This is a genomic window from Pseudomonas sp. 9.3L, from assembly GCF_058536285.1.
In genome coordinates this window covers 1,977,747-1,989,730 of the sequence record NZ_JBZUBK010000001.1, presented here as the reverse complement: position 1 = coordinate 1,989,730, position 11,984 = coordinate 1,977,747, and the positions used below count along the sequence as shown (strand labels likewise).

11 protein-coding genes are annotated in these 11,984 nt (G+C 58.3%); 6 read left to right on the top strand and 5 right to left on the bottom strand.

The window, feature by feature from the left end:
* Positions 1–9 precede the first annotated feature (9 nt).
* Genes AC4LE2_RS09090 through AC4LE2_RS09075 form a run of 4 tightly spaced genes read right to left on the bottom strand, consistent with a single transcriptional unit; the run spans position 10 to position 6,134 of the window.
* Positions 10–1,206 carry a hybrid sensor histidine kinase/response regulator gene (locus AC4LE2_RS09090; protein ID WP_491825439.1) on the bottom strand — a complete coding sequence of 399 codons (1,197 nt, stop codon included), beginning with the start codon at positions 1,204–1,206 and terminating at the stop codon, positions 10–12.
* A complete protein-coding gene (locus AC4LE2_RS09085; RefSeq protein WP_491825438.1) occupies positions 1,200–1,778 on the bottom strand; it encodes a chemotaxis protein CheB in 579 nt (192 codons plus the stop codon). Before AC4LE2_RS09085 ends, AC4LE2_RS09090 begins: the two co-directional genes overlap by 7 nt.
* Positions 1,779–1,791: 13 nt before the next feature.
* Positions 1,792–2,610, bottom strand: coding sequence for a CheR family methyltransferase (locus AC4LE2_RS09080; RefSeq protein ID WP_491825437.1), 819 nt, complete (start codon positions 2,608–2,610; stop codon positions 1,792–1,794).
* 41 nt (positions 2,611–2,651) lie between these two features.
* Positions 2,652–6,134 (bottom strand): response regulator, encoded by a 3,483-nt coding sequence (locus tag AC4LE2_RS09075; protein ID WP_491825436.1) that lies wholly within the window; start codon positions 6,132–6,134, stop codon positions 2,652–2,654.
* 213 nt (positions 6,135–6,347) lie between these two features.
* On the opposite strand from AC4LE2_RS09075, the gene AC4LE2_RS09070 reads away from it, so the two are divergent.
* The 5 genes from AC4LE2_RS09070 (at position 6,348) to AC4LE2_RS09050 (ending at position 9,904) form a co-directional block, all read left to right on the top strand.
* Positions 6,348–6,722: a response regulator gene (locus AC4LE2_RS09070; protein ID WP_491825435.1), complete on the top strand. Its 375-nt coding sequence runs from the start codon at positions 6,348–6,350 to the stop codon at positions 6,720–6,722.
* Between the two features lie 411 nt (positions 6,723–7,133).
* Positions 7,134–8,042: a MurR/RpiR family transcriptional regulator gene (locus tag AC4LE2_RS09065; protein WP_491825434.1), complete on the top strand. Its 909-nt coding sequence runs from the start codon at positions 7,134–7,136 to the stop codon at positions 8,040–8,042.
* 94 nt (positions 8,043–8,136) lie between these two features.
* On the top strand, positions 8,137–9,054 hold the full coding sequence (locus AC4LE2_RS09060) for a helix-turn-helix domain-containing protein (RefSeq protein ID WP_491825433.1): 918 nt from the start codon (positions 8,137–8,139) through the stop codon (positions 9,052–9,054).
* Positions 9,055–9,156: 102 nt separating this feature from the next.
* The gene (locus AC4LE2_RS09055; RefSeq protein WP_491825432.1) at positions 9,157–9,351 is read left to right on the top strand and encodes a hypothetical protein; all 195 of its coding nucleotides are present in this window, start codon (positions 9,157–9,159) and stop codon (positions 9,349–9,351) included.
* Between the two features lies 1 nt (position 9,352).
* Entirely contained in the window at positions 9,353–9,904 is a 552-nt protein-coding gene (locus AC4LE2_RS09050) for a class I SAM-dependent methyltransferase (protein ID WP_491825431.1), read from the top strand.
* Positions 9,905–9,908: 4 nt separating this feature from the next.
* On the opposite strand, the gene AC4LE2_RS09045 is transcribed toward AC4LE2_RS09050, so the two are convergent.
* Positions 9,909–10,412, bottom strand: coding sequence for an MgtC/SapB family protein (locus tag AC4LE2_RS09045; protein ID WP_491825430.1), 504 nt, complete (start codon positions 10,410–10,412; stop codon positions 9,909–9,911).
* Between the two features lie 164 nt (positions 10,413–10,576).
* Between AC4LE2_RS09045 and AC4LE2_RS09040 the strand changes: the two genes are divergently transcribed.
* Positions 10,577–11,980, top strand: coding sequence for an MFS transporter (locus AC4LE2_RS09040; protein WP_491825429.1), 1,404 nt, complete (start codon positions 10,577–10,579; stop codon positions 11,978–11,980).
* Positions 11,981–11,984: the final 4 nt, after the last annotated feature.

Genomic DNA, 11,984 nt, shown 5'->3' with positions numbered 1-11,984 from the left:
GTTGCGTCATTAAGCGGGGCACGCCACCAGTGGTAGGTGAATGCTAAACAAGGCGCCCTCGCCTGGGGTGCTTTGCACCGTGAGGCGGCCATGATGGGCGGAGACGATCTGCTCGGAAATAAACAGCCCCAACCCAAGGCCACCAATGCCATGGCGGTTCGAAACACGTTCGAACTGCATGAAGATGCGCTGTTGGTCAGCCTCACTGATACCAGCCCCATGGTCTTGCACATCGATGCGGGCTTCGTCGGTGGTGGCGCTGACGCGGATGTCTACAGTGCCTTTGCCCCCGTAGCGCAAGGCATTGGTAAGCAGGTTGACCACCACTTGCTCGATGCGGAACTCATCCCACTCACCTATTACCGACTCGCCTGCGGTGTAATCGAGTGTCACACCGGCTTGCGCGGCCTGGGCGGCAAAGCGGTCTACCACACTGCCCACCAATTGAACCAAGTCAAAGCGCGCGGTACGAATGGACAATTTGCCTGTACGGATACGCGACACGTCGAGCATATCTTCGATCAGCCGGATCAGGCTTTGTATCTGCCGCTCGTCACGGTCGACCATCCCGCGCAACTTGTCGAGGCTGAAGGCATCGACGTTGCCCTTGGCGACATGCATCTTGCGCAACTGGGTTTCTAGGATCAGCCCGTTAAGAGGGGTGCGCACCTCGTGAGACACCACTGACATGAAGTCGTCACGCATGCGCACTGCATGCTCAAGTTCATGCTGGGTGGCCTGAAGTTGCAGCAGCAGTGTTTCCTGCTGCTGGCGGCTTCGCTCCAATGCCGTCAGTTGCTCCTTGAGGGTTTTACGCTGGCGGTACAAGTCTACGAACACGCTGACCTTGCTCTTGACCGCCAAGGTGTCCAGTGGCTTTTGCAGGAAGTCCACCGCACCGGTTTCGTAGCCTTTGAACGCGTAGTTCATCTCCCTGCCTGCCGCTGACACGAAGACGATCGGGATATGCTTGGTTTTCTCGGTACTGCGCATCAGCTCGGCCAGCTCGAAGCCATTCATGCCGGGCATTTGTACGTCCAAAATCGCCAGGGCAAACTCGTGCTGCAACAGCAGCGACAGCGCTTCATCGGCAGACAAGGCCTTGAAAACCTCACGATCGGGGGTTCTGATCAACGCCTCAAGCGCCAGCAAGTTGTCGGGCAGGTCGTCGACGATCAGCAATTTGGTGGGGCTTTGACTCAGCATGTGCCTGTTTCCAGATCGGCGAGCAGCTCCCCGATGCCTTTCAAGGTAAGAATATGGTTGGGCGTGAAGCGTTGCAGCGCGGCCAGGGGCATAGTGGAAACCCTGGCCTCGGCAGGGTCTTGCACCACGGTTAGGCCACCCGCACGGTGGATCGCCTCAAGCCCCAGCGCACCATCATGGCTGGCGCCGGTCATGAGCACTGCCACCAACCCACTGCCATAGGCGTCGGCTGCCGACTCGAACAGCACGTCGATGGAGGGCCGGGAGTAGTGTACGCGAGGCTCCTGGCTCAGCGAAAAGCTCAGGTCACGCTCGACGGATAAGTGGTAGTTGGGCCCTGCCACGTAGAGGGTACCTTTCTCTACACGCATTTTGTCCTCGGCCTCACATACTGGCCGGCGCAGCCGGCGCTCGAACACTGTCGCAAGTTCGCTTGATCGCCGCTCCGGTAGGTGGAGCACGATGATCACAGGCACGTCGAATGCCTCGGGAAGCTCGCCCAGCACGGTCAGCATCGCCTCGACCCCACCGGCTGAGGCCCCCATCACTACCGCCTCACAGGAACGCCTCATCACCAGCGCCTCGTCATAATTTTCGGTAGATCCGGGCGACGCGGTTGAGCGTCTCGAAACGGTCCGAATAGGCAGAGAAGTCCAGGGTTTCCTTGGCGCCTACCATTAAAAAGCCACGGCGGCACAGGGACTCATGGAACAAGCCGAAGGCTCGCTCCTGAAGCTTCTTGTTAAAGTAGATCATGACGTTACGGCAGGTAATGACGTGGGTCTCGGAAAACACACTGTCGGTGGCCAGGCTATGGTCAGCGAAGGTCACGTTGTCGCGCAAACTGCTGTCAAAAATAGCGTGGTCATAGGCGGCGGTGTAGTAGTCCGAAAAGCTCGCCTTACCTCCAGCGCGGTGATAATTCTCGGTGTAGGCGTGAATCGCCTCCAGTGAATAAATACCCTGCTTGGCGCGCTCCAGGGACGTTGCATTGATGTCGGTGGCGTAAATCAAGGTACGCTCCAACAGCCCTTCTTCGCGCAACAGGATCGCCAGCGTATACACCTCCTCGCCCGTGCTACACCCTGCCACCCATAGCTTGAGGGAAGGATAGGTCTTGAGCAGCGGCACCACGTCACGGCGCAGCGCCAAGAAGTGTTCCGGGTCCCGGAACATCTCGCTCACGGGAATGGTCAGGATCTGCAACAGCTCCGTGAACGCGGCGGAGTCGTGCAGCACCCGCTCTTGCAAGGCCGACACCGTCTCGCACTCGAACTGACGAAGCGCGTGGAGCACTCGGCGCTTTACCGACGCGCCAGAGTAATCCCGAAAGTCATAGCTGTATTTGAGGTAAATCGCCTCGATCAGCAACCGTATTTCAATGTCCAGCGTGCGTTCAGTCATCGAGGGCGCGCCAGGCAAGCAGGGGTATAGGGGTCACGCACTCAAATCCGCTCCAGTTGTGGCAGCCATACCCGTATCAGCGAGAACAACCTGTCCAGCTCGATAGGTTTGGCCAGGTAGTCGTTGGCACCTGCATTGAGGCAGCGCTCCTGATCGTCCTTCATCGCCTTGGCCGTGACCGCGATGATCGGCAGCTTGCGCCAGCGAGGGTCCTTGCGGATCTCCCGCGTCGCCTCGAAGCCGTCCATCTCCGGCATCATTACGTCCATCAGCACCAAGTCGATTTCCCCGACCGCATTCAACCGCTCGATTGCTTCACGGCCATTACGCCCAATCTCCACCACCGCGCCTTTTTGCTCCAGTGCACTGGTCAGGGCAAAGATGTTGCGCACGTCATCGTCGACCACCAGAATTTTGCGCCCTTCAAACACTTTGTCCCGGCTGCGCGCAGTTCTTAGCATCTTCTGCCGCTCGCTGGAGAGCTGAGACTCCACTTTGTGCAGGAACAGCGTGACCTCATCGAGCAGGCGTTCAGGCGAACGTGCGCCCTTGATAATGATCGAGCGCGAATATTTCAGTAGCTCGGTCTCTTCCTCCCGGGTCAGGTTTCGCCCGGTGTACACGATTACCGGTGGGAAGGACCTGATCTCATCCGTAGACATGCGCTTGAGTAAATCGTTGCCGAGCATGTCCGGTAGCTTCAGGTCGATGATCATGCAGTCATAGATGTTTTCCCTGAGCAGGTCCAGCGCTTCCTGGGCATAGCCTACAGCGGTGATTTCGATGTCTTCGTCGCCGATCAAGCGGGCGATGCTGTCGCGTTGAAGGTCGTCATCCTCGACCAGCAGGATGTGCTTGAGCTTTTGCGTCAGCTTGGCTTCAAGCCGCGCGAACACCGACTTGAGCTCCTCCCGCGATGTAGGCTTGACCGCATACCCCACCGCCCCCATGTGCATGGCGGCCTCTACCCGGTCTTCTACCGAGATCACATGGACCGGGATGTGCCGGGTAGTGGCCTGCTCCTTGAGCCGCTGCAAGACGGTGAGGCCAGAATGGTCCGGCAGCCGCATGTCCAACAGCACGGCGTCCGGCACGAAGCGCGCGGCCAGGTCGAACCCTTCATCGGCACCGTGGGCGACCAGGCAGCGATAATTGAGCTCATGGGCCAAGTCATACAGAATGCGGGCAAAACTAGGCTCGTCCTCGATCACCAAAATACAGCGCTGGCTGCTTGGAGGCAGCTCTCGGTCGTCCGGGAAGCTGGCAATGCGCACAGGGGGCTGGCTCGCGACGGGCAACGGCGCTGGCGCAACGGGTGCCTGTGGTGCAGGTGCAGGATTGGCCACGATCCGAGGGGCACCCATGTTAGGGATAATGCCCGGTTCGTAATGTGCCGGCAGGACCAGGGTGAAGGTGCTGCCCTGGCCGAGGGTACTGCTTACGCTGATAGCGCCACCTAACAGCGCGGCCAGGTCGCGGGAAATCGACAAGCCCAGGCCAGTGCCGCCGTAACGCCGGCTGGTGGTGCCATCCGCCTGACGGAACGCTTCGAAAATCACCTGCTGCTGGTCAGGCGCAATGCCGATACCGGAATCGCTGACGATAAAGGCAATATTGCGCTCACCCTCGCCTGTGATGGTCAGGCCAACCTTGCCCTGCTCAGTGAATTTGAGCGCGTTGGACAGGAGGTTCTTGAGGATTTGCTCCACGCGCTGACGGTCGGTGAACATCGTGGTAGGCGCGCGCTCGTCCACCTGTACATCGAGCTGCAACCCTTTGCTTGCAGCCAATGGCTGGAACATCACCTTGAGGCTGTCGGCCAACCGATGCACCGTGGTGTTTTCGGGGCGCACGTCCAGCTTGCCGGCTTCAACCTTGGAAATGTCCAAAATATCGTTGATGAGGTTTAGCAGGTCGTTACCCGCCGAATAAATCGACTCGGCAAATTTGACCTGGTCGGCACTTAGGTTGTTGTCGGGGTTTTCGGCCAGCAGCTTGGCCAGGATCAACGAGCTGTTGAGCGGGGTGCGCAGCTCATGGGACATATTGGCCAGGAATTCAGACTTGTAGCGGCTTGAACGCTGCAGCTCGTCTGCCCGCTCTTCGAGCTGGATCTGTGCTTGCTCCAAGGCATCGCGCTGGCTGGCCAAGGCCTCTGTGCGCTCGGCCAGTTGCTCGTTGGTTTGCTCCAGTTCGGCCTGCTGGGTTTCCAGGTAGGCCTGAGACTCTTTCAATACCCGAGACTGTTCTTCCAGCTCCTCGTTGGCGGTCTTGAGTTCCTCTTGCTGCACTTGCAGCTCTTCGTTGAGTTGCTGGGTTTCAGCGAGCACTTCCTGCAGGCGTTGACGGTAGCGGGCTGCCTCTATAGACGTGCCGACATTACCGGCGACCAACTCTAGGAACGCGATGTCCCGATCACTCAGGGGCCGCAGGAAGCCCAGCTCGACTACCGCGTTAACCTGACCGTCATTGAGCGCAGGGAGCACGGCGACGCTACGAGGCAGCCCCTCGCCCAGCCCTGACGCTACCTTGAAGTAATCCTCGGGCACATCGTCCAGCCGGTGCAAGCGGCCTTGATGCGCCACCTGCCCTACAATCCCTTCTACCCCTCGCACCACGTGATCACGGCCTTCCTGCTGACGGGAAAAGCCATACGTAGCCACCCGGCGCAGGTTGCTCTGTTCATCGCGAACATAGATCGCACCTACGACGCAGCCCAGGTACTGGGAGAAGAAGCGCAGCACGTTAGTGCCCAGCGCTTGCACGGTCAGTTGCCCCAGTACCTGCTCGGCCAGCTGGGTTTGCCCGGTACGTAGCCACGCCTGCGCCTCCAGACGCTCAGCGCTGCGGTTCTGTGCATCCAGAATTGAACCGTATTGGGTCGACAGGCTCAGCAAGTCTTTGCGCCCGCGGTAGGCCAGCAAACCGCTCAGTACCAGCACGAATAGGAGGTAAAGGGTGACGGCAATCCACGTGGTACGGGTAACCTCTTCGCTGCGCTGAACCCGAAGTTGCTGCTCCATCGCCACGAACGCCGTGTACTGCACGCGAATTTCGTCGGTTAGCCGCTTGCCTCGCCCCGCGAGGATGGCCCCCCGGTAGTCGCCGTTCTGGCGGCGCAGCTCGATCATCTCGCTGCCAAAGGTATTCCAGGCGTCTTGGAGACTCTCAAGACGGCTGAGCCGGTCAACCTGTTGCGCGTTGTCGCCGACCAGCGCCTTGAGGTTTTCGAGTTCTGCATGGATACGCGGTTTTGCCACCTCGTAAGGGTCGAGGAAGTGCTCATCGCCAGTGAGCAAAAAGCCTCGCATGCCGGTCTCCATGTCGACCGACAGCTTTACCGCTTCATTGGCATTGTTGATCACCCGATCGGTGTGATCCACCCACCCGATCACTGACAGCAGGTAGGTGAGCAACCCGACAAATACCATGACGCTTACCACGCCCACGCCTAAGGGCAAGGCCACGTTACGCATCAGAATCTTACGGAATGCAAACTCGTCGAGGGAAAAGGTTCTGGGCATGTCCATGGTCCGGGTGAGATCAGCGGCAAAGTGTGCCAAAAATTTCGTTCAAGGTCCTGTTTCCTGACGACCGCTAGGAAAATTCTTATTCACTTGGAGGTTTTCCACGTAGGATATCCGCCTTGTGGCAAGGCGCCGGCAACGTCTCGGTGCGCTCTCTGGGCTAGCCATGACAGGCCCGGCCCCCGTTTCTATTTATCTAGAGAAGTATCCATGCCTTCATCTGACATAAAAAAGATCCTCGTGGTCGAGGATGACGACATCGTTCGCATGTTGATGGTAGATGTTCTGGAAGAGCTTGAATTTACCGTGGTGGAGGCAGACAGCTGGGATGTGGCCGAACAAAAGCTCAACCATGAGGGCGGTATAGACCTAATGGTTACAGACGTTGGCCTGCAAGACGCCAAGAACCGTGACGGGATAGACCTGGCGAAGCTGGCGCGCCAACTCCACGCCAGCATGCCGGTGGTGGTTGCCAGCGGTTATGGCAATACGCTTGATCTACCTCCCGGCGTCACGCGTCTGGACAAACCTTTCTCGATCGACCAGCTTCGCGACGCCATCAGCGACCTCAGCAAGGCATCCTGACCCCCGCAGCTTTCAGCCAGATCTTGTACAGAGCATAAACGTCCCTGTTTGTGCTCCCTCAACTCCCAGCTCAACCCTCTCGGTCACGTCGCGACATTTTTCTGTTGTGACCGACCAGTCATTGTTTGTCGTTTCACCTTTTATAAAATATTGACGCCATTTTTATAAGTAGCTAATTAACAATAAGTATCCTCGATAACCCTTTGAAAAATAAAAATTAAATAAAATAAAAATTTTATTTTGCGAGCTGTAATTTTGCTTACAAACCTATTTTAAGGCTGTTGTTTTATACAGCAATGCACATTTTTTGCCTTTGAGCATGTTTTTCCGACATTACCCTTGGATCCGTTACGCTTCCCCTCTACACTCAGGCTGAGATTTCTTATACACAACCTGCCTGAGGGTAGAACCATGCTTAATGTCAGCGGCAGCCTGGTTTACGATACGCCTGTCATGAAAAATCTCATGGTAGCGTCGCCAAGCCTTAAGCCAGCCCTGCGTAAGGTTGCGGATTTCATCCTCCGCAATCCCATGCGCTCGGCTACCATGAACATCGATGAAATCGCCATTGCCACCGGGGCCTCTACGGCAGCAGTGAACCGGCTGGCACATGCCATCAACCTGGCTGGCTTCACGGGGTTGCGCGCTGCGCTGGTGGAAAACCTTCTGGCGCTCATATCACCTACTGACAAAGTACGGCATGAGTTGCAACAGCGGCCGGGCCGAGCCTTTGCACTAGAGCTGCAGGTGCGAGTGATCAAAGGCAACATGGATGCCACCCTGGCGGCCAACGCAGAGGCCACCTTCGAGGCCTTGGCCGATACCTTGATAAAGGCCGGGCAGGTGTACACCTTGGGCTTTGGTAGTGCTCACTACCTTGCGGGCTTGGCAGCGTGTGCGTTCCAGCCTGTTTGCCAGCATGTACAGGCTGTCAGCACCGAAGGAGGTAGCGAGGCGGCAGCGCACAGGATTGCCAACATTGGCCCGCAGGATGCGCTACTGGTCATCAGCCTGCCGCCTTACAGCGATCATGCCCTGGCCTTGGCGCGCTACGCCCAGTCGCGCAAGGCCACCGTGCTGGCGATCACCGATTCCCCGGCGTCCCCCTTGGCGCGGGTGGCGGGCCACACCTTATATGCCCCGTCCAACCATCCTGTATTGGGTGAATGCATTGTCAGTGCAGTGGGCATTGTAGAGGCACTGGCCTCGACCATCCGACACCGCTGCGAGGGCAAAGCTACTCAGGCATTACGTCAGGCTCAGGAAGCCTTGAACAGCCTTCGTATACCCTCTGGCAAATCGTTGGCCAATGGTCGCTAGGCTACGCACCTAGCCACTCGTGCAAAGGCTTGGTTTGTCGCAACCAGGCCGTTATGCTGCGTAGCCTGCTGTACTGCCACGCATCAGGACGCGCATGAACCGGCCTTCCCGCAACAGTGACCCCTCTTACGAATTAATGGATGACCATGTAGGGTTGTCCATCATCTATCGCCAGCATGGCTTTCCTTGCCCGCTGGTGCGCTGGCACTTTCACAAAGAGTATGAACTCCACCTGATCACCGCCAGTTCGGGCACCGTGTTCATTGGCGATTACATTGGCAATTTCAGTCCGGGCAGCCTCTTTTTGACGGGCCCTAACCTCCCCCATAACTGGATCAGCCAAGTTGCCGACTGCGAACACTTCCCGCAGCGGGACATGCTGGTCAACTTCACCGATGCGCTGTTCGAACCCGGGCACTTGGTGTTTTCGGAGCTCAAAACCCTGGGCCCTTTGCTGGAACGGGCCTGTTACGGCATTGAATTCCGGGACCGCAGCGTGATCAGCGAAGCGACCCGCTTGATGGGGTTGATCGCCAGTAGCGGGGGCATCAGCCGGCTGGGCTACTTTCTGATCCTGATGGAGGCCCTGGCCACTAGCGAAGACTATGCGCTGCTGTCGGCGGCGAGTTCGGTAGACCTGGCAGACGAAACCAACGTCGACCGCACCAACCGTGCTGTGAACTACATCTTCGCCCACTACGCACGCGAGCTGTCGCTCGAGGGAGTGGCCGCGCACTTGAACATGAAACCTACGTATTTTTCCCGCGTGTTCAAACAGGCCACAGGGCGCAGCTTTGTAGAGTTCGTCAACCGTCTGCGTATCAGTAAATCCTGCGAACTGCTGGCTGATGGGCTCAAACCCGTGACCCAGGTGTGTTTTGAGTCAGGATTCAACAACATCTCCAATTTCAATCGGCGCTTTCAGCAGCTCAAGGGCATGACGCCCTCTCACTATCGCCGGCTTGCCGTTCAGCGCCTGACCGAACAGAACCACCTCGGCTCAACTCGCTGAAATCAGTACACGTCACCGTGCAGCCCGGCGCAGCTACGCTACGCTTAGGCAAGGCGCCTCCTTCAGGAGCACCGAGCCTGTATCTGCTGCCGAGGAGACGCCATGAAGCCTTTCGCCGAGCTGTTTCACCTGCCCCGCATCCAGCGCTTTGGCCTGGTCTCAGACACCTATGACCAAGGGCGGCCGGGCTATCCGCCAGCGATCAAGGAGTGGCTCATGGCTGAAATGGAGATCAAGCGCAACGCGCCTGTTGGTCGACCTGCAAGCGCGTGTCACCGCGGTAGACGCGGAACCTAAAATGATAGAGCGCTTCAAGCAAAACCTGCCTGATGTGCTGGTGGAAGAAGGCTCGGCGCAACGCATCCCAGTGCCCAGTGGCAGCATGAACGCGGTGGTCTGCGCTCAAGCCTTTCACCTCTTTGCAGACACTCAGGCCATGCATGAGATCCATAGGGTGCTTAAACCTGGCGGCCATTTGGGGTTGTTCTGGAACGTACGCGACACGTCAGTGGACTGGGTGGGCAGACTGGCGGCTATCGTCAACCGGTATGCGGGGGATCACCCGCGCTATTACACCAACGAATGGCGCGAGGTGCTCAGTGAAGGCATCAAGCGCGGCTACTCTCTGCCCAAGGAACACACCTGGAGCCACCTTCATACCGGCACACCTGAAGACGTGATCGTTCGGCGGATCAAATCCATTACCTTCATCGCCGCATCACCCGAGAAAGACCAGATCATGGAGGAAGTGCGCCATTTGATTGCGCATCACCCGGAGCTAGCCGGCAAGGAACAGGTGAGTGTGCCCTATAAGGCCACGGCCATACGCACCGTCAAGATACTGCCCTGAGTATTCAGGTGTCGTTTTTTTTATGTTCAACGTGAGTGGCCAGGCGTGGGCCGAATGCCAATACTGCCCACGCCACCAGCGTGCTAAGCACGGCCGTGCCTTCGCGGCCCAAGCCTGCTGCAGTACCAATGGCAGCGGTCATCCATAGCCCTGCGGCCGTGGTTAGGCCCTTTACCTCGTGCGCGCTAAGGTTCTGGCCTTTAAGAATGGTCCCGGCACCCAAAAAGCCCACCCCCGCCACGATACCCTGCACCACGCGACTCAGCGCATCGGCTTCAGACCCCGCCAACTGCGGCACCATCACGAATAGCGCCGCGCCCACGGATACCAGCATATGGGTACGCACGCCGGCAGCCTTGCCTTTGTTCTCTCGCTCATAACCCAATATGCCGCCCAGTAGCGCAGCCACTATCAACCGCACAGTAACGCGGGTGATCTGCTCCAGGTCGGTTATGTCAGCAAACTCTGATTGAAGCGCATCCACTATTTGCATCCAGCCGCCGCTCATCATGACTCCGCTTTTATCAATAACGCGCTTGGACCTCCCACCTGGCTGATAAGTGCCAGCATCGGTTAGAGAAGTGCGTTAAAGCGAGGCGCCATTGAAATGCGATCATTCCGGCTGCACGTGGCGTCAGCGTTTGGCACACTATGCAAACAGTGGAGACCAACATGCCAAGCCTTGCCCCCCTTTCCGACGGTTCACAACAGACGCGAAAAGCCACCGCCAGTGGCTGGGTAGGTTCAGCGCTGGAGTATTACGACTTCTTTATCTATGCCCAGGCCGCCGCCTTGGTGTTTCCGCAGATTTTCTTCCCCACCACTGACCCCAAGGTTGCGATCGTGGCGTCTTTAGCGACCTACGGTGTGGGGTACGTAGCGCGGCCGATAGGCGCGATGGTGCTGGGCCACCTGGGCGACACGCGCGGTCGCAAAAACGTGCTGCTGGTCTGCATGTTTCTTATGGGCTTTGCCACCATGGCGGTGGGTGTGCTGCCCACCTACAGCCAGGTGGGCATGCTTGCCCCGACGCTGTTGGTGGTACTGCGCCTGATCCAGGGGTTTGCAGTGGCCGGGGAGATCTCTGGAGCCAGCGCGATGATCCTGGAGCACGCGCCGTTTGGCCGGAGAGGCTATTACGCCAGTTACACATTGCAAGGCGTGCAGGCCGGCCAAATACTGGCCGCTGCCATCTTCCTGCCTTTGGCGTACTTTATGCCAGATGAAGCCTTCAACCTATGGGGCTGGCGCATTCCCTTCTTGCTTAGCGCGGTGGTACTGATTGCAGGCGTCATCATTCGGCGCGAGGTGCATGAAACCCCAGCCTTTAGCCAAAGCGACGTCGGTGACACCCCCCAACGGCTGAACCTGCGGTCCCCGGTGGCGGAGGCTTTTCAAAACAGCTGGCAGAACATGGGCTTGGTTACCTGCATGGCCCTGATGAATATTATCCCTGTGGTGGCAACGGTCTTTGGCGCGGCCTATGCCGTGCAGCCGGCTTATGGCGTGGAGTTTTCAAAGAGTGTGTACCTGTGGATACCCGTCGTCGGTAACCTGGTCGCCGTACTGGTGATCCCCTTTGTAGGCAACTGGTCAGACACAGTAGGCCGTCGCCCTATGATCATCAGTGGCGCACTCGGGGCGGGTGTGTTGTCCGTGGCTTACCTGTATGCCATCAGCCTGCACAGCGTGCCCTGGGCGTTCGCGCTGTCCATCCTGATGTGGGGCGTGGTGTATCAAGGCTACAACGCGGTGTTCCCCAGCTTTTATCCCGAACTGTTCCAGACCCGCTACCGGGTATCTGCCATGGCGATTTCCCAGAACCTGGGCACGATGGTCACTGCGCTGCTTCCGGCCCTGTTCGCAGCAGTTGCCCCGCCAGGCTCGGACAACATACCGCTCACGGTTGGCAGCATCGCCTTGGCGGTCACCCTGGTAGCAGCCCTTGCAGCGTACAGCGCGCGTGAGACCTACCGGGTTCCCCTGCACGCGCTGGGCAATCCCAACGCCAAGGCAATGGGCAAAGCTGAATACGACACTCTGCGGGCTGAACCCACCCGGCCTCGCTCGCGCTAGAGTA